Source organism: Mycobacterium sp. IDUB_9, assembly GCF_055419505.1.
This window is the reverse complement of the sequence record NZ_JBVAXU010000005.1, coordinates 87,866-104,436: the sequence shown is the minus strand read 5'-3', so window position 1 is coordinate 104,436 and position 16,571 is coordinate 87,866. Positions and strand designations below refer to the sequence as shown.

The following is a 16,571-nucleotide window of genomic DNA, read 5'->3' as shown; positions in this document are numbered from 1 at the left end:
GCCCATGCTGCCATGACGTGACATCGCCGCAGGCCGGGCCTGGTCACGAGGCGTCGTGACACTATCGGGTAGCGGCGAGGAGTTCGTCGAGCGCGACATGGAAATCGTCGGCCATATCCCACAGGTCAGGCAGCAATTCCGGGCACGACACGATGCCGACGTCGAGCATGCCGGTCAGCGACATCACGGTGATGTTGAGCCCGGAACCATGGAAGATCGGCCCCAGCGGGTACATGGCCTTGACCTCGCAACCCAGCAGGTACAGCGGGTCCTGGGGCCCGGGCACGTTGGAGATGACGAGATTGTGGACGGGCTTGGCCCCCGACAGCCGGCTTGCCGCGTACACCCGCATCGCAGCACCGAACACCGCCGGTGCCGCGAACTGTGTCCAGTCCTGTAGCAGCGTCGCGCCGATCGCAGAACTGTGTTGCTTGGCAACCGAATTCGACGCGGCGATGGCCGCGAGCCGCTCGGCCGGATCGTCGATGGTGGTCTCCAGCTTGGAGAACATCCCGGACACCTGATTGCGGCCGGGCCGGTTGGAACGGTCGTGCACCGACACCGGAACCATCGCGACCAGCGAGCTTTCGGGTAGCTCGTCGCGGTCGCGCAGGAATGTGCGCAGCACGCCGGACACCAGCGCCATCACCACATCGTTGACCTTGACGCCGAAGTGGTTCTTGACCGTCTTGATGTCCTCGAGGTCCAGCTGCGCGAACGCGACGCTGCGGTGGCCGGTGATGTTGTTGTTGAACGCGGTTTTCGGGGCGTTGAACGGGGCCGCCATCGCCTGCCCGCTGATCGCCCGGCGCACCGTGTCGACGACCGTCGTCGCCGTGGTGGGCAGCACATTGGCCAGCTTTAGTGGGCGCGCGGCGAACCTCAGTGCCCCGCTGATGGCGATCTCGGCGGCGGTGGCCCCGCCCACGCCGTCGACCGCATCGGGTGGCGGAGCGTCGGCCTCGGTGGTGCACAACTGCGACATCAGGTTGGCCCCGGTCACGCCGTCGACCCCGCAGTGGTGGATCTTCGTCATCAGCGCCAGGCGGCCACCGTCGTGTGCATCGGTGCCCGCCACGTTCTCGATGACCCACATCTCCCACAGCGGCCGGGTCCGGTCCAGCGGCAGTGAGGCGATGTGGCCGCAGATCTCGGACAGCTCGGCACGCCCACCCGGGGCGGGCAGCCCGATCCGGTGCAGGTGCCGGTTGACGTCGAAGTCCGCGTCTTCCACCCACACCGGATGGTCGAGATTGAACCGGCTGTCGGCCAGTTTCTCCCGGAATTGCGGCATGGCCTTGATGGTCAACGAGAGCGCGTCACGCATCCGGTCGAACGTGTAACCGCCCGGCATCGTCGAGCTGTCCAGTTCCAGCACCGAGCACACGTGCATCGGCTGGGCGGCGGTTTCGAGGTACAGGAAGCTGGCGTCGAGTCCGCTGAGCCGTTGCATGCCGCTGATGTTAGGGCTCCGCACACCAACTGTGAGGAAATCCACTCGAACGTCGCTTTTGCCTTCATTGCCCGCGGTGGCAGACTTGCAGTTGTCAGCCGAACCCGGGGACCGCGATGCGGCCTCGAGGATCGAACCGACCACCACTAGGGACGACGATGTCTGAACAATCTGTTTATGGTGCTTCCGTTTCTGCCGAAGCCAAGCCGCGCACCAAGGTCCGTACGCTCACACTGCAGAAGTGGAAGTCCGAAGGACACAAGTGGGCGATGCTCACGTGTTACGACTACTCCAGCGCGCGGGTGTTCGATGAAGCCGAGATTCCGGTACTGCTGGTCGGCGACTCGGCCGCAAACGTGGTCTACGGCTACGACACCACCGTGCCGATCTCCATCGATGAGCTGATCCCGTTGGCCCGCGCGGTCGTCAAGGGCGCCCCGCACGCCCTTGTGATCGCCGATCTGCCGTTCGGCAGCTACGAGAGCAGCCCCGCCCAGGCCCTGGCCACTGCCACCCGCTTCATGAAGGAGACGGGCGCGCAGGCGATCAAGCTGGAGGGCGGTGAGCGGATGGCCGACCAGATCGCGACGCTGTCCGCCGCGGGCATCCCGGTGGTGGCGCACATCGGCTTCACGCCGCAGAGTGTCAACGGGCTGGGCGGGTTCCGCGTGCAGGGCCGCGGTGACGCCGCCGACCAGACGATCCACGATGCGATCGCGGTACAGGAAGCCGGCGCGATCGCGGTGGTACTGGAGATGGTGCCGGCCGAGTTGGCCACCCAGATCACCGGCAAGCTGACCATCCCCACGGTGGGCATCGGTGCCGGCCCCAACTGCGATGCCCAGGTGCTGGTCTGGCAGGACATGGCCGGGCTCACCAGCGGCAAGACCGCCAAGTTCGTCAAGCGTTTCGGTGACGTGGGCGGCGAACTGCACCGTGCGGCAACGCAGTACGCCCACGACGTGGCGAGCGGGGTGTTCCCGGCCGAGGAGCACTCCTACTGACCACCCTCGCCGCACCGACCGGCGGCGCGCACGATGGTCGATCTCAGGCCAGCGCGTCGCCGAGTTTGGTGAGTAACTGGGTCAGCAATTTCTTGTCGTCGTCGGTGAACACGGCGAGCAGCTCGTGCGCGGCGGCGTGGTAGTCGGCTCGCCAGCGTCGCGCTTGCTCCCCACCTGCCGTCGTGGTGGTCAATTGCACTGCGCGACGGTCATTTTCGTCGGGCGCGCGGGCTACCAGACCTTCCCGCACCAACGCTTCGACCAGGGTTGACGCGGTTGCTTGGGTAACGCCGACCGCTCGCGCCACCTCCGCTGACCGGACCGGCTGCAGCCGTTCGATCTCGGCGAGCAGCTTGGACCGCGGTGTCGACACGCCCCGATCGCCGAGGCGCTCGTCGAAAGCTCGGACCACAGATTTGGCGGCACGGCCGAAAGCGTCGGCAAGTTCAGCCGAAGTCTGCAGATCGTCGCCCACGACCGGTTCTCCTCTGTTTCGTTGACAGAGAATATCAGCCCTCATATAGTTCGGTCTCATATAGTTAGATGTCTAACGAAAGGTCGGACATGTCCCTTCCCCAGACGTTCCCTCTCGGCTCGCTCACCGTCCGCCGCGTCGGATTCGGCGCGATGCAATTGCCAGGGCCCGGAGTGTTCGGACCGCCGCGCGACCACGACGAGGCCATCTCCGTCCTGCAGCGTGCCGTCGAGCTCGGGGTCGATCACATCGACACCGCTCAGTTCTACGGGCCGGCGGTGGCGAACGAACTCATCCGCGAGGCGCTCTATCCCTACCCCGCGAACCTGGCGCTGGTCAGCAAGGTCGGCGGCAAGCGCGATGACCAGGGCAACTGGCTGCCGGCATCACAGCCGGACGAGCTGCGCCGCAGTATCGAAGAGAACTTGCACACCCTGGGCGTCGACCAGCTTGCCGCGGTAAACCTGAGGGTCTTCGGAACAGACGCCGCGAGCCCGGGCGAGGTCGATCGCGACCTGTTCGAGAAGCAACTGGAGACCATGATCGCCGCCCGCGACGAAGGTCTGATCGCTGGTATCGGGCTGAGCAGCATCACGCGCGAACACTTGGAAATCGCGCTCCAAGGTACCGACATCGTCTGCGTGCAGAACGCTTACAACCTCGCCGACCGGACCTCTCAGCCGGTGCTCGACCTCTGCATCGAACGCAACATCGCCTTCGTCCCGTTCTTTCCGCTGGGCTCGGCGTTTGTGCCGGAGAACCCGGTGCTGGGCAATCCGGCCATCCGGCGAGTCGCCACCGAACTGAACCTCACGCCGGCGCAGATTGCGTTGGCGTGGACGTTGAGTGCGGCGCCGAACATCCTGCTGATTCCAGGTACGTCATCGGTGGCTCACCTGGAGGAGAACCTGGCCGTCGCCGACATCGAACTGCCGGCGGATCTCACGCTCTAAGCGAAGTCAGGCCGGCGCTTGGCCAGGAACGCGTCGACACCCTCGCGGCCGTCGGTGGAGTTGGCCCGCTCGGCGATGAACCGGCCTTCGGCCGCCATCTGCTCTTCGAGGCTGTTCTTGAACGAGGACACCAGCAGCGACTTGACCGCCCCGTTGGATCCGCCGGATCCGGCGGCCACCTGCTCGGCCAGTTCGGCTGTGCGCGCGGCCAATTCGTCGCCGACGACCACCTCGGTGACCAGTCCCCACTCCTGCGCCTCGGCGGCCGAGAGCGTGCGGTTGGTGAGGATGAGCTCCTGCGCCCGACGCAGGCCGACGAGTCGCGGCAGGTGATAGGACGCGCTGCCGTCGGGACTCAGTCCCACCTTGGTGTAGGCCATGGTGAACGTGGCGGGCTCGGCGGCCAGGACCAGGTCGCCGGCAACGGCGAGGCTGAAGCCGGCGCCGGCCGCGGTGCCGTTGACCGCGGTGATCAGCACGGCGTCCATCCGGGCGAAGGACGAAATGGCCTGGTGCAGGTCGTCGGCGACACCCTTGATGAAGCGGCCGCGGTCGGGCGCGGTGGCGAACGATTTGAGGTCGCCGCCGGCGCAGAAGAACCGGCCCGCACCGGTCAGCACCACGGCTTTGACACCGGGGGTGTCGCAGCGCCGGGCTGCGTCGGCCAATTCGCGAGTCATGGTGTCGTTCATGCCGTTCGCGGCGTCCGGGCGGTTCAGCGTGATGCGCGCGACGGCGCCGGACTGCTCGAACGAGATGGCTTCATAGGTGGGCTCGGTCACGGCCCGAACTCTAGCGGGCCGGAGTTCGCGGCGGTCGCACGCCCAGCCGGGCCGCGGTGGCACTCACGAGTGGGCCGAAATCGCCGTGGAATCCGAGGACCCGAAGCGCCCCTCCCGCGATCACCCAGGGCTGCGCCGGCGTGCCCTCGACATCGTCGGAACGGGTGTTGATCACCGATTCCACCAGCCGGAACGGCAGGTCGGCAGCATCGGGCGGACCACCGCACTCGGCAATAACCGCCTCAGACAGCCTGCGGTACACCTCGCGAAGGTCGGCGCGCCGGCGCCGGAACGGGTCGAACCGGTCGGTGCGGAGTTCGGGAAGCAGATAGAGGGCGCCCAGGTTCCACCGGCCCGCGCACAGTTGGTGCGCATCGGCGACGGCCAGGGTGTGCAGATGCGCAGCCGCCGGGCCCGAGCTGTCGAGCAGTTCGGCACCCAGGTGCAGGGCTTCATCGACCGTGCCGGCCAGCAACGCATCGAGGATGTCGTCCTTGGTGGCGAAATGGTGATAAAGCGAGGCCTGTCGCACCCCGACTTCATCGGCGATCCTCCGAGTCGAGGTACTGGCGTACCCGTGGTTGGTGAACAGCTCGGCAGCCGCGTCGAGGATCTGCTCGCGGGCGGTGGTGCCCGGGCGACGTGGCCGCGTCAGACGTGGACGCCCGCGCCCTGCCGCGGTGTTCGCCGGTGTCGTCTCAGCCATGTCAGCAACACTAAGAGACATCCTCGGGTCTGACCCGCGGCGCGGTGGGGACAGCGGCAAGTCTTGATGTGGCTGTGACCAAGACACAGGTCGTAGCGCCTGCCCGGATGTGGCACGCTGGTGCCATCCAATCTCCCGCCTCCGGTACAGCGAAGGTGACTATGGCCTCCGGCAAGCCCAATACCGCCAGGTACACCGAAATCGAGCGGAAGTTCGCGGTCACCGAGAACACCGTCTCGCCGTCGTTCGAGGGTTTGTCGGCCGTCACCGAGGTTGAGCGCACGCAAACACAGCATCTGGATGCGGTGTACTTCGACACCCCGGACCGCGACCTGGCCGCACACCGCATCACCTTGCGGCGCCGCACCGGCGGCAACGACGCGGGCTGGCATCTGAAGGTTCCGGCCGGGGCCGACACCCGCACCGAGATCCGCACGCCTCTCGGCGCCGGCACCGACACGGTGCCCGAGGATCTGCGCGACATCGTGCTGGCAATCGTCCGGGATCGTCCGCTGGCCCCGGTGGCCCGGATCAGCACCGAGCGCAACGTCGAGGTACTGCACGGAGCCGACGGCGTCGCGCTGGCCGAGTTCTGCGATGACCGGGTGACCGCATCGGCCACCGGCCAGGAAGCCGATCAACAAAGTTGGCGGGAGTGGGAGCTGGAGCTGCTCACCGCCGATGTGCCCGATGACCTGATGGATCGGCTGGCGAATCGCTTGGCGGATGCCGGGGCGGCGCCGGCCGGGCATGGTTCGAAGCTGGCCAAGGTGCTCGGCACCGATCAGGCCCCGGCGCCGACTCCCCCGGCCGACCCGGTGCACCGGGCCATCGCCGAGCAGATCGAGGCGATGCTGGTGTGGGACCGCGCCGTACGTGCCGACGCCTACGACTCGGTACATCAGATGAGGGTGACAACCCGCAAGATCCGCAGCCTGCTGCAGGAATCCAAGGACTCGTTCGGACTGGACGACGACGGCTGGGTGCTCGACGAGCTGCGGGCGTTGGCCGCAGTGCTGGGGGTGGCCCGCGACGCCGAGGTGCTGGGCGAGCGCTACCAACGTGCGCTCGACGAGATGCCCGCCGAGCTGGTCCGGGGCCCGGTGCGCCAGCGACTGGTCGAGGGCGCGAACCGCCGCTACACCGCGGGCTGGCGTCGTTCACTGCTGGCGATGCGGTCGCCGCGCTACTTCCGGCTGCTGGACGCTTTGGAGGAGTTGGTCAGCGCCGAAAAGCCGGAATCCGCGGACGCCTCTGCGCCTTCGGTGACCATCGACGCCGCGTACAAGCGGGTTCGCAAGGCCGCCAAGGCTGCCGCGGCGGTGGCGGCCGACGATGCCAGCGCCGAGGAGAAGGACGAGGCGCTACACCGGATTCGTAAGGGCGCCAAGCGGCTTCGTTACACCGCGGCGGCTACCGGGGCAGACAAGGTGTCCGATCGGGCGAAGACCATCCAGACGTTGCTGGGCGATCACCAGGACAGTGTGGTGAGCAAGGCCCACTTGAGCACTCAAGCCGACGCCGCACACGCCGCCGGTGAGGACACGTTCACGTACGGCCTGCTCTATCAACAGGAGCACGACACCGCCCAGCAGTCCCGGGCGGTGCTCGACGACGCGCTGAAGAAGCTCGCCAAGGCGGTACGCAAGGCCCACTAGGGACCGGTTGCGGGTTGGAGCGAACGAGTTGGCCTGTAAGCCGGATTCTGTCCCTTGCCCCGAAAGGCAAGGCAGCGACCATCCATCTGGACACACCGTCGCCGGGTGCCTCGAGCGGTCTACCCGCAGGCTCGGGCGAGCAACCCTCGAACGCCTGCGCGGCCGCAACCAGGTTGCGGCCTTCTTGACCTTGCTTCGGGTGGGGTTTGCCTAGCCACCCCGGTCACCCGGGGTGCTGGTGCGCTCTTACCGCACCGTTTCACCCTTACCCCCTGGCCTCAAGGACTCAGGTGGCGGTCTGTTTTCTGTGGCACTTTCCCGCGAGTCGCCTCGGATTGCCGTTAGCAATCACCCTGCTCTGTGAAGTCCGGACTTTCCTCGACACCCAAGGGTGCCGCGGCCGCCCAGCCAACTCGTTCGCGCTGATCACCGTACCCTCAAACTCATGGCTCAGGTGCCACCGGCACGATATTTGCTCCGCGCCAAGGATCTGGCGGATGCCCGCTATGCGGATCCGATCACCGTGGACGACCTCGCCGCGGCGGCAGGTTTGTCCCGCGCACATTTCAGCCGCATGTTCACCCGCACCTTCGGTGAGTCCCCGCGGGCCTATCTGCAGACGCGGCGTCTCGAGCGGGCCGCGGCGCTGCTGCGCAACACCGACCGTTCAGTCGCGGATATCTGCGTGATGGTCGGGCTGCACAGTGTCGGCTCGTTCACCACCAGCTTCGCCCGGGTGTACGGCAAGCCTCCGGCGGCCTACCGAGCCGGCCTGCCGTCGGCGATGCTGCGCGCCCCGGTGCCCAGTTGCATTCTGGCGCGCGATACCCGGCGTTCCCATCCCGGCCGAGCCAAGACAGCACAAACGGAGAAGACGCCGGGGCCGGACCGAACGTAGCGTCAGGCCATGATGAAAATCGCATACACGCATCTGTGGGTTCACGATCAGGAAGCCGCACTGAATTTCTGGACCGAGAAGGTCGGAATGGAAGTGCGCGAAGATGTTTCGTTCCCGGAGGAGATGGGTGAGTTTCGGTGGGTCACCGTCGGTCCGCCCGGGCAGGACGATGTCGGCATCGTGCTGATGGCGGTGCCCGGTCAGCCGGTGATGGATGAATCCACCCGCAAACAGGTCCTGGACCTGACCGCAAAGGGCTTCGCGGGCACGGTATTTCTGACCACCGAGGACTGCCAGAAGAGCTACGAGGAGCTGACCGCACGCGGTGTCGAGTTCACCGAACCGCCCAACCAGATGCCCTACGGCATCGACTCGGGATTCCGCGACCCGTCGGGCAACAGCATCCGGCTGACCCAGCGCACCGACTGAGCCGCGACTAAGCAGCCAGCGCGCACCTACCGAACTCGATGGCCATTCGTAGTTCGGTGACGCATTCATATATTTCGACGGGCCCAGGTGGTGGCGGCGCGGTGGAGCGGTAACGAACTCCGGTCGGAGTCCCGAATTCGGCTGTGTGCACACCGTTCTCGTCACTGGTCGTCACCGTCCATCCCGGTGATTCCTTGACGTAGTTGCACCGTTCGCACTCACCTAGACCGTTCAGCGCAGTGGTGGCACCACCCCGGGCATGCGGTCGGGCGTGGTCGTGATGGCGGATGGGCGCATCACAGTACGGCGTTCTGCAGGTCTGATCCCGCAACCCGATGAATTGGGCCAGCCCCTTGGGAAACAGCCGCGACCGTGACTCCATCGCCACCAGCGCACCGGACTTCGGGTGTCGATAGAGCCGCCGCAGAGTGGCGCGCGAACTTTCGTCGGCCACCGCGTCACTCACCAGGTTGCGGGCCACCGTCGCCGGCACCGGCCCATAGCCGTCCACCACTGCCGGATTCTCGTCGCCCCCGAGCAGAGTCTGGTCGGAGAGCACCAGGTCGACCGCCACCGGTTCGGGCACCTCGGCCGGGCGGCCGGTCACCCGCTCCGCCACGGTGTCGGCCATCACCTGGCCGCGGGTCCGGCCGTCGAACGTCGTATCAGCGCTGCGCTTGAGTACCGCATACACACCGACGCCCTTCTGTACCGGCAGCAACACCGTCAGCCGCGCCATGCAGTCCGGCGCCGGCCGGATCCAGACATTCCGATCCTCCGCCGCCTTCGCTGCCCGGTCGACGACCGCCTGCGGATCCAGGCGGTAAGCGATCTTCTTGGCGTCTGCCTCAATCCGCTTGTCCCCCATACCGTCGAGCTTCGTAACGTCGGCGCACATCTCGGCATCCAGCGCCTGGCGATCCTCGATCATCAGACATGCCGACTCCCGCACGATCAGAGTGGCCCGCCATTCCGACAACACGCCGGACTCCAGCGCCGCCAACGTGTGCGGCATCTCGTGCACCAACGCCTTGGCAAAGCCGAGATGCCGACTCCCCCGGTTCGGCGAGTCATGACGAGCCAGCGCGACCTCTGAACCCACCCCGCGGCCCCGTTTGGCGCGAGGCACTCCCGCGGCCGCCTCGGCAGCCCGGCGCATTGCGTCCAGCAGGGCCGCGCACCGGGCCTGACCGGCGGCCGCGGCCGACTTCGCCCGCTCGAGTTCTTCGATGCGTCGATGCAGGTCGCCCTCATCAGCATGCGGGTTGACCTGCGCCAATCCCGAGATATCGAACATACTTGCGATTATTCCATGCCGGTACGACAACGCGTTGACTCATCAGAAATGCGGCGCTGAGCTGCTCTTCCAGGTTCTCACCGAACGCGAGGAGAAGAACTCCGTGGCGATCGCCTCCAACGACAGCTACTCGGGCTGAACTAAGACCTTCACCGACCCACGGCTGTGCGCCGCCATTGTCCATCGCCTCACCTTCGGTGGAAGCATCATCGAAACGGGCACCCACAGTTACCGACTCGCCACAACAAAGCCCGCGCAGCCGCGGCCGTGGCCGTGGCAAGCTGATTACCGGAAGGGAAGTGCGAGTGGATCATTACAGTCGCGGGGAGCAGGTTTTCGACGTCATCGATGCCGGCCCTGCCGACGGACCCGTCGTGATTTTGTTGCACGGCTTTCCTCAGATGAACACCAGCTGGGACGCGGTGACTCCGAGACTCACCGCTGAGGGCTATCGCTGCCTCGCACCTAACCAGCGGGGTTACTCACCCGGCGCACGACCAACACGCCGCCGGGATTACCGGATGTCAGAGCTGGTCGGGGACATCCGCACGCTGATCGACTCCAGCGGCGCACAGCGTGTACACCTTGTCGGTCACGACTTCGGCGCCCTTGTGACGTGGTTCGCCGCGGCACAGATACCCGATCGCTTGGCCACAGCGACAGCGTTGTCGACGCCGCATCCCATCGGTGGCCTCAAGGCGCTCGTATCGAGTCGGCAGGCTTTCGCGTCCTGGTATGTGTACCTCTTCCAGCTGCCTCGCATCCCCGAGCGCGTCTTCATGGGCAGCCGCGGCACTGCGGCCGGACTATCGAAATTCCTTCGCGCGCATGGGCAGACAGCCGAGTGCGCCAAACGCGACGCTCAGGCGATGGCCTCACCAGGCGCGTTCACGGCCGCCCTCAACTGGTACCGGGCGATGCCGCTGAATAATTTTCTTCGCCTCCTCCGCACCAAGATAACGGTGCCGACGATGCACGTGTTCAGCGACGGTGACACTTTCCTTACTGCTGAAGGTGCGCATGCGTGCGGCCGCGGTGTCAGCGGCGAGTACCGCTTCGAGATGCTGCCCGGGGTGTCTCATTGGATCCCTGACGAGGATCCCGAGGCGGTAGCCGATCTACTGCTCGAATGGTTCGCCGCCCATCCGGTCTGAACATCAACGCCAGCGATTGCACGAGCTGACCGATGCGGCGTTTCTGCCGGGCGTTTGTTGGCTGTGTCGGCGCGCCACATCATGCAGAGGTAGTAATGCGACGCCGTACCTGTTGAGCAACCTCGTCGATGGCGGTGGTTCTCCCGCACGATCAGTAACAGTTTTCGGCCAGAACGGTCTGACTGGCCGGTGTGGTCATGTTCGCTTCGAACGGAGGCTCCGGAGGCTAGAGTTTCCGCAGCCGCCGCAGGATCCTGACGAAGGGGACGCTCGCGGCCATGCCGCGCTTCATATCAGGTTGCGCCGCACTCATGTTGACCACCACGGCGTAGCGCAGTCCAGCGTCACGCAGCTCCGCCGCCTGTTCCATCACCTCGTCGGGCGTGCCGTTGAGGATGCTCGCGGTCAGCAGTGACTGCGGAACGTTCTTGGTCGCGGCCAGCACGGCCTGCTCGTCGAGGGTCTGCGGAATGAGATCCTGCATGCCGGTGAAGTCGTCCCCGAATGGGTGCCGCGCCCCGTGCCGGGACCATTCGGAGGCGGGGATATTGAGCGCGAAGGTGCGAATGAGCTGGGAGCCGAGCGTTTCGTCGACCTCATCGCGGCTGCGGCCCGTCACAACCATGACGAGGCCGGCGGGCACGATTGACATCGGGTCACGACTTGCGTCGGAAGCCGCCGCCCGGACGACATCGAGCGCGGCCGCGTAGTCCTTCGGATGGACAAGCGCTGCAGGAAACCAGGCGTCGGCGTAGCGACCGGTGGCCTTCAGCATGCGCGGGCCATGGGACGCCACCCAGATCTCGGGCCATTTCCCGCGATAGGGCGGTAGCTCGAAGATCGCGTTGTGCAAGGGAAAGAATTCGGATTCGCGGGTGACGAGTTCACCGTTCGAGTCCCACAACGCGCGAATCGTGGCGAGGGCTTCGATCAGCCGTCCGACCGGTTTGGACCATTCCACGCCGTAGGGCTCGTTGGTCACGCGTTCGCCGGTGCCGATGCCGAGGATCGCCCTGCCCTTGGTGAGCAGGTGCAGCGTGGCGGCCGCCTGCGCGGTCACCGCGGGGTTGCGGCGGCCGGCGTCGGTGACGGCGGTCCCGAGTCGCAGTCGTGCGAATCGATTCTTGGCGGCCAGGTACCCCAATGCCGTCCACGGCTCGCTGACGGCGTCGGGTCTGGGCATCAACTTGGCGGCCGTGGAGCCGAGGTACTTTTCCGTCATGATGGACCGCGGTGTCAGGGCATTGAGGTGATCGGCCACCCAGAATGAGTCGACCCCTGCCGTGACGGCGGTGAGGTAGTTCGCGCGAGTCATGGCCAGCGGGCCGATGCGCGTGTAGGCAAGTGTGTCGATTAGGCCGACTCGAAATCCTGACATGGAAGTTCCTCACGTCCGACGGAAACCCGATTATCAGCCGCCGCGAACGAGCCTGCCTGAGTAACGGACTACCCGCCTGACACGCGGTCATTGAGCACTGCTGGTCGCGATCAAAGCCACGAGGTCTAGGTCAATCAGCTAATCGCAGAGCTCATGTGCGCGTGCATGGATCCCGGCAAGTCTGACGGCGTTGGTCCTCACGGGCCGCCTCGCTCCGTTGGATTCGGCGCCGACGCTGTCTCGCCTACTCCCGCGCAACCCGCCACGAGTCCCGCGACGGCGATGACAACACCCACCCCGACGGTCCTCATCCGTCGATGTTAGTCATGGGAACTGTCGAAAGCCCCTACGACAAGCCGGTTCAGCCCAGACGCCGCAGCACCATCACGTTGTCGATCAAGGTGCCACGTTGCCCGTCGGGCCCGGTGGCTTCGCGCTCGTCGGTGCCCACCTGGATTCGTTCCCATTGCCCGTCATCCAGGTTCAGTGAGTCGACGACCTCGCCGGCGCTGGGGAAGGCGAATCTCCGGACGTGCTCGGGGGCCCAGGGCGGCGCGGCCCCGTGGTCGACGATGACCAGCAGTCCTCCGGACGCGACGGCACCGGCGGCGCGACGCAGCACGCCGGCGCGGTCCATCGCGATCGGCGACTGCAGGAACTGGGCCGAAACCAGGTCGAAGCGGCCGTCCGGGATGCTCTCGGACAGGTCGTGGCGTTCGAACGTGATCTTCTCCGCCACACCCCGGGCCTGCGCTTCGGCGGCGGCCCTGCCGAGCGCGGTGTCGGAGACATCGACGCCCGTGACCTGCCAACCTTTTTCGGCCAGCCAGACGGAGTCCCCGCCCTCGCCGCAGCCGAGATCCAGCGCCCGGCCCGCGGGCAGATCCGCGGCGATCTTGGCCAGTTGGGCGTTGACGCGACCACTCCAGATGCGGCCGCGCTGTCCGTAGTGGCGTTCCCAGTACTGGGCCGTGACGGCCGTCTGCGCGGGCCACGGCGGCACCGGGAGTCCGACGTCCTCGCCGAGCAGATGCTGCACGACGGCGGCACCGGCCTGGCTGCCCGAAGCCACCGCCGCAGCCACCTGCGGCATCTGCGCGCTGAGGTCACCCGCGGCGAACAAGCCCGGCACCGAGGTGCGGGCGAACCCGTCGACGACCAGTGCATCCGCGGCGATCGGTCCGGGTGCCGAGACTGCGCCGAGTTGCGCGGCCAGCGGCGACCGTTGGTGGAGCGTGGCGGCGACGAGTGCGCCGCGCCTGGCCAGCCGGGCGCCGTCGGCGAATTCGACTGCCTCCAGTGCGCCGTCGTGAGCCACGAGTCGTGCGATCGAACGCTCGTCCACCCCGATCCCTGCGACAGCCAGCTGCTTGCGCTGTGCTTCGTCCAGACCGCTGTCCCCGTTGGTGAGTACCACCAGGTCGTCGGTCCAGCCGCGCATCATCAACGCCGAGTGCACGGCGCGATCCCCCTGCGCGATCACCGCCACCGGCGCATCGCGCATCTCCCAACCATGGCAGAACGGACAATGAAAAACCGAAGCGCCCCAAAGCCCTTCGACCCCGGCAATACTTGGACCCCGGTACTCCATGCCGGTGGCCAGCAGCACCGTCCTGGCCCGCTCGCGGGCCCCGTCGGCCAGCTCGAGCATGAATCCCGGCTCCCCACGCACGACTTCGCCGGTACGCACCTCGACCGTCGGATAGGTGGCCAGCTCGGTGCGGCCCGCCGCATAGAGGTCGGCGGGCGGACGGCCGTCGCTGCCCAGCAGGCCACCGATTCCATGTGCGGCCAGGTTGCTCTGATTCCCCGCGTCGACCAGCAGTACGCGGCGTCGGGCCCGGCCCAGCACCAGCGCCGCACTCAGGCCGGCCGCTCCCCCGCCGACGATGACGCAATCCCAAACATTGTCCATGCCTCGAGCTTGCCGAATCACATGGCAAAATGCCAAGCTATTTTGCCATGCAGGCAAACGCGGCCGAGCCGGCCGACATCGACGCCGTGGTCCGCGGCCGGCTTCGCGAGCTGCGGGCCGAACGCGGACTCACCCTGGAAGACGTGGCGCGGCGCGCACAGATCGACGTCTCCACGCTGAGCCGGCTGGAATCCGGCAAGCGCCGACTTGCCTTGGACCACCTGCCACGGCTGGCAACCGCCCTGTCGGTGACCACCGACGAGTTGCTGCGCGCACCGCAGGCCGAGGATCCCCGGGTCACCGGCAGCTCACACACCCACCACGACATCACGTACTGGCCGTTGACCCGCCAGGGCCCGGCGGCGGGGCTGCACGCCTTCAAGATCCGCATCAGCGCCAAGCGCCGGAAGCCTCCCGCCGAATTCCCCGTGCATGAAGGACGCGACTGGATGTATGTGCTGTCCGGACAGTTGCGCCTGATCCTCGGCGAACAGGACTTCGTCGTCAATCCCGGTGAGGCCGTGGAATTCTCGACGTGGACGCCGCACTGGTTCGGGGTGGTCGACGGCCCGGTCGAGGCGATCACCATCCTCGGCCCGCACGGCGAGCAGTTACACCTGCACGCCTGACCTACAGGTAGGCGGTTTGGTTCACCAGCCGCACCGATGAGCCTCCGTCGCCGTAGAACTCGGCGATCGACAGCGATGCCAGGTCCAGGTGCAGCCGGTACAGGATGCCCTCGCCGGCATCGAGTGCCAATCGGAGGATCGTCTTGATCGGGGTCACGTGCGAGACGACCAGAACCGTTGCCGCACCGTGCTCGGCGATGATCCGGTCGCGGGCCCGACGGACCCGGCGCGCCACCGTGTCGAAACTCTCGCCACCAGGCGGCTCGACGCTGGTGTCCCGCAGCCAGCGCCGGTGCAGTTCCGGATCCCGTTGCGCGGCTTCGGCGAACGTCAGCCCTTCCCACTCACCGAAATCCGTCTCGATTAGGTCATCGTCGACACGGACGTCGACACCGAGCGCCTTGGCCGCCGCCGCGGCCGTCTCATATGCCCGCTCCAGTGGCGAGCTGACCACGGCCGCGACGCCCCCGCGTGCGCCCAGATAACGTGCGGCGGCGTCGGCCTGCCTGCGCCCCTCCTCGGTCAGCACCGGATTGCCGCGCCCCGAATAACGCCGAGCGATGGACAATTCGGTCTGGCCGTGGCGTAGCAGCAGCAGCCGGGTCGGAGCTCCGGTGGCACCGGTCCAGCCGGGTGCCGACAACGCGAGCTTCTCGGCTTCGGCGGGTTTCTCGGTGCCGAGGTCGGCCGCCGCGTCCATGGCTTCGTTGGCCAGCGCGTCGGCATGGCTGTTGCGCTCCCGCGGAATCCACGTGTAGCTGACCTGATCGAAGCCGGCGGCCAGCTCAGCCGCCCGGCGCTGCAGTTCGATCAAATCTGGATGCTTCACCCGCCAGCGCCCTGACATCTGCTCGACCACGAGCTTGGAATCCATCGAGACCGCCACCTGGGCGGCGCCGAGCTCGGCGGCAGCCTCCAAACCGGCGATCAGACCGCGGTATTCGGCGACGTTGTTGGTGGCCCGGCCGATCGCCTCCTTGCGTTCGGCCAGGATTGCGGTGTGTTCGGCGTCGAACACCACCGCGCCGTAGCCCGCCGGTCCGGGATTTCCCCGGGACCCGCCGTCGGCCTCGACGAGAACTTTCACTGCTTGAACCTCAAGAGGATCGCCCCGCACTCGGGACAGCGCAGTACGTCATCTTCGGCAGCCGCGGCGATCCGGGCACTCTCGCCGCGGTCGATCTCGATCCGGCAGGCACCGCAGCGCCGGCCCTGCAGCAACCCGGCGCCCGCACCGCCACGGGCTCGCTGCTTTTCGTAAAGTTCGACGAGTTCAGGATCGATGAGACCAACCAGGCCTGCGCGGCGAGTCACCGCCTGATGCTTGGACTGGTCGATCTCCACCAGTGCCGCATCGCGGGCCTGCTGTGCCGACGACAGCGCGGCCTGCAGGTCATCGATGCGCTGTAACGCCTCGGCTTGCCGGCCGGACAGTTCCTCGCGGCGTTCCATGAGTTCCAGCAGCGAGTCTTCCAGGCTGGATTGCCTGCGTTGCAAGGTTTCCAGCTCATGCTGGATTTCGGCGACCTGCTTGGCGCCCACTGTGCCGCCGTCAATCAGTTTGCGGTCGCGATCCTCACGCTGACGGACCGAGTCGATCTCGCTTTCGAGCTTGGTCACCTGGGCGTCCAGGTCTTCCAGCGCGATGCCCAGAACGCCCACCCCGTCGCCGGCGGCAGCGTGCTCGGCCTGTGCCTCGTCCATCTTCTTCTGTTCGGCCAGGTTCTTGGCACGGTGTGCGAGGCGTCCGAGTTCGGCATCGACCTCGGTCAGCGCGAGAAGCGAACGTTGTTGTTTTACTTCGGCTTTCATGCCCTGACTTTCATGTTGCTATGGGATT

The 16,571-nt window shown here is 66.7% G+C and carries 16 protein-coding genes, 1 other RNA gene and 1 pseudogene; 8 read left to right on the top strand and 10 right to left on the bottom strand.

Features of this window, described 5'->3' with window-relative positions:
* Window positions 1-61: 61 nt before the first annotated feature.
* Window positions 62-1,453 carry a WS/DGAT/MGAT family O-acyltransferase gene (locus tag ACZY08_RS21695; protein ID WP_463746687.1) on the bottom strand — a complete coding sequence of 464 codons (1,392 nt, stop codon included), beginning with the start codon at window positions 1,451-1,453 and terminating at the stop codon, window positions 62-64.
* A 158-nt stretch (window positions 1,454-1,611) separates the two neighbouring features.
* Here ACZY08_RS21695 and panB point away from each other — a divergent pair, with 158 nt between their 5' ends.
* A complete protein-coding gene (gene panB, locus ACZY08_RS21690) occupies window positions 1,612-2,457 on the top strand; it encodes a 3-methyl-2-oxobutanoate hydroxymethyltransferase (RefSeq protein WP_463746686.1) in 846 nt (281 codons plus the stop codon).
* A 43-nt stretch (window positions 2,458-2,500) separates the two neighbouring features.
* On the opposite strand, the gene ACZY08_RS21685 is transcribed toward panB, so the two are convergent.
* Window positions 2,501-2,932: a MarR family winged helix-turn-helix transcriptional regulator gene (locus ACZY08_RS21685; RefSeq protein WP_463746685.1), complete on the bottom strand. Its 432-nt coding sequence runs from the start codon at window positions 2,930-2,932 to the stop codon at window positions 2,501-2,503.
* 89 nt (window positions 2,933-3,021) lie between these two features.
* Between ACZY08_RS21685 and ACZY08_RS21680 the strand changes: the two genes are divergently transcribed.
* Entirely contained in the window at window positions 3,022-3,885 is an 864-nt protein-coding gene (locus ACZY08_RS21680) for an oxidoreductase (protein WP_463746684.1), read from the top strand.
* On the opposite strand, the gene ACZY08_RS21675 is transcribed toward ACZY08_RS21680, so the two are convergent.
* Both ACZY08_RS21675 and ACZY08_RS21670 read right to left on the bottom strand, forming a co-directional pair.
* On the bottom strand, window positions 3,882-4,667 hold the full coding sequence (locus tag ACZY08_RS21675) for an enoyl-CoA hydratase/isomerase family protein (RefSeq protein WP_463746683.1): 786 nt from the start codon (window positions 4,665-4,667) through the stop codon (window positions 3,882-3,884). The genes ACZY08_RS21680 and ACZY08_RS21675 overlap by 4 nt on opposite strands.
* A gap of 10 nt (window positions 4,668-4,677) precedes the next feature.
* Entirely contained in the window at window positions 4,678-5,373 is a 696-nt protein-coding gene (locus ACZY08_RS21670) for a TetR/AcrR family transcriptional regulator (RefSeq protein ID WP_463746682.1), read from the bottom strand.
* A gap of 161 nt (window positions 5,374-5,534) precedes the next feature.
* Between ACZY08_RS21670 and ACZY08_RS21665 the strand changes: the two genes are divergently transcribed.
* A complete protein-coding gene (locus ACZY08_RS21665) occupies window positions 5,535-7,031 on the top strand; it encodes a CYTH and CHAD domain-containing protein (RefSeq protein WP_463746681.1) in 1,497 nt (498 codons plus the stop codon).
* 20 nt (window positions 7,032-7,051) lie between these two features.
* On the opposite strand, the gene rnpB is transcribed toward ACZY08_RS21665, so the two are convergent.
* An RNA gene (rnpB, locus tag ACZY08_RS21660) (RNase P RNA component class A) lies at window positions 7,052-7,447 on the bottom strand.
* A gap of 29 nt (window positions 7,448-7,476) precedes the next feature.
* Here rnpB and ACZY08_RS21655 point away from each other — a divergent pair.
* Window positions 7,477-7,929, top strand: coding sequence for a helix-turn-helix transcriptional regulator (locus ACZY08_RS21655; RefSeq protein ID WP_463746680.1), 453 nt, complete (start codon window positions 7,477-7,479; stop codon window positions 7,927-7,929).
* Between the two features lie 9 nt (window positions 7,930-7,938).
* Window positions 7,939-8,358, top strand: coding sequence for a VOC family protein (locus tag ACZY08_RS21650; RefSeq protein ID WP_463746679.1), 420 nt, complete (start codon window positions 7,939-7,941; stop codon window positions 8,356-8,358).
* A 7-nt stretch (window positions 8,359-8,365) separates the two neighbouring features.
* Here the strand turns inward: ACZY08_RS21650 and ACZY08_RS21645 are convergent, their stop codons facing one another.
* Window positions 8,366-9,655 carry a DUF222 domain-containing protein gene (locus ACZY08_RS21645; protein WP_463746678.1) on the bottom strand — a complete coding sequence of 430 codons (1,290 nt, stop codon included), beginning with the start codon at window positions 9,653-9,655 and terminating at the stop codon, window positions 8,366-8,368.
* A gap of 52 nt (window positions 9,656-9,707) precedes the next feature.
* On the opposite strand from ACZY08_RS21645, the pseudogene ACZY08_RS21640 reads away from it, so the two are divergent.
* Both ACZY08_RS21640 and ACZY08_RS21635 read left to right on the top strand, forming a co-directional pair.
* Window positions 9,708-9,902, top strand: a pseudogene (locus tag ACZY08_RS21640) (ATP-binding protein); the annotation flags it as partial.
* A 58-nt stretch (window positions 9,903-9,960) separates the two neighbouring features.
* Window positions 9,961-10,809, top strand: coding sequence for an alpha/beta fold hydrolase (locus ACZY08_RS21635; RefSeq protein ID WP_463746677.1), 849 nt, complete (start codon window positions 9,961-9,963; stop codon window positions 10,807-10,809).
* Window positions 10,810-11,035: 226 nt separating this feature from the next.
* On the opposite strand, the gene ACZY08_RS21630 is transcribed toward ACZY08_RS21635, so the two are convergent.
* Together ACZY08_RS21630 and ACZY08_RS21625 are read right to left on the bottom strand one after the other, a co-directional pair.
* Complete coding sequence (locus ACZY08_RS21630) at window positions 11,036-12,187, bottom strand: LLM class flavin-dependent oxidoreductase (protein ID WP_463746676.1); 1,152 nt, start codon at window positions 12,185-12,187, stop codon at window positions 11,036-11,038.
* A 361-nt stretch (window positions 12,188-12,548) separates the two neighbouring features.
* The gene (locus ACZY08_RS21625; RefSeq protein ID WP_463746675.1) at window positions 12,549-14,102 is read right to left on the bottom strand and encodes an FAD-dependent oxidoreductase; all 1,554 of its coding nucleotides are present in this window, start codon (window positions 14,100-14,102) and stop codon (window positions 12,549-12,551) included.
* Between the two features lie 47 nt (window positions 14,103-14,149).
* Between ACZY08_RS21625 and ACZY08_RS21620 the strand changes: the two genes are divergently transcribed.
* Window positions 14,150-14,731, top strand: a complete 582-nt coding sequence (locus tag ACZY08_RS21620; RefSeq protein ID WP_463746674.1) for a helix-turn-helix domain-containing protein — start codon at window positions 14,150-14,152, stop codon at window positions 14,729-14,731.
* Between the two features lies 1 nt (window position 14,732).
* Here the strand turns inward: ACZY08_RS21620 and ACZY08_RS21615 are convergent, their stop codons facing one another.
* Together ACZY08_RS21615 and ACZY08_RS21610 are read right to left on the bottom strand one after the other, a co-directional pair.
* Window positions 14,733-15,818: a bifunctional RNase H/acid phosphatase gene (locus tag ACZY08_RS21615; RefSeq protein ID WP_463746673.1), complete on the bottom strand. Its 1,086-nt coding sequence runs from the start codon at window positions 15,816-15,818 to the stop codon at window positions 14,733-14,735.
* On the bottom strand, window positions 15,815-16,543 hold the full coding sequence (locus tag ACZY08_RS21610) for a zinc ribbon domain-containing protein (RefSeq protein WP_463746672.1): 729 nt from the start codon (window positions 16,541-16,543) through the stop codon (window positions 15,815-15,817). The genes ACZY08_RS21615 and ACZY08_RS21610 overlap by 4 nt, the downstream gene beginning before the upstream one ends.
* Between the last annotated feature and the right edge of the window lie 28 nt (window positions 16,544-16,571).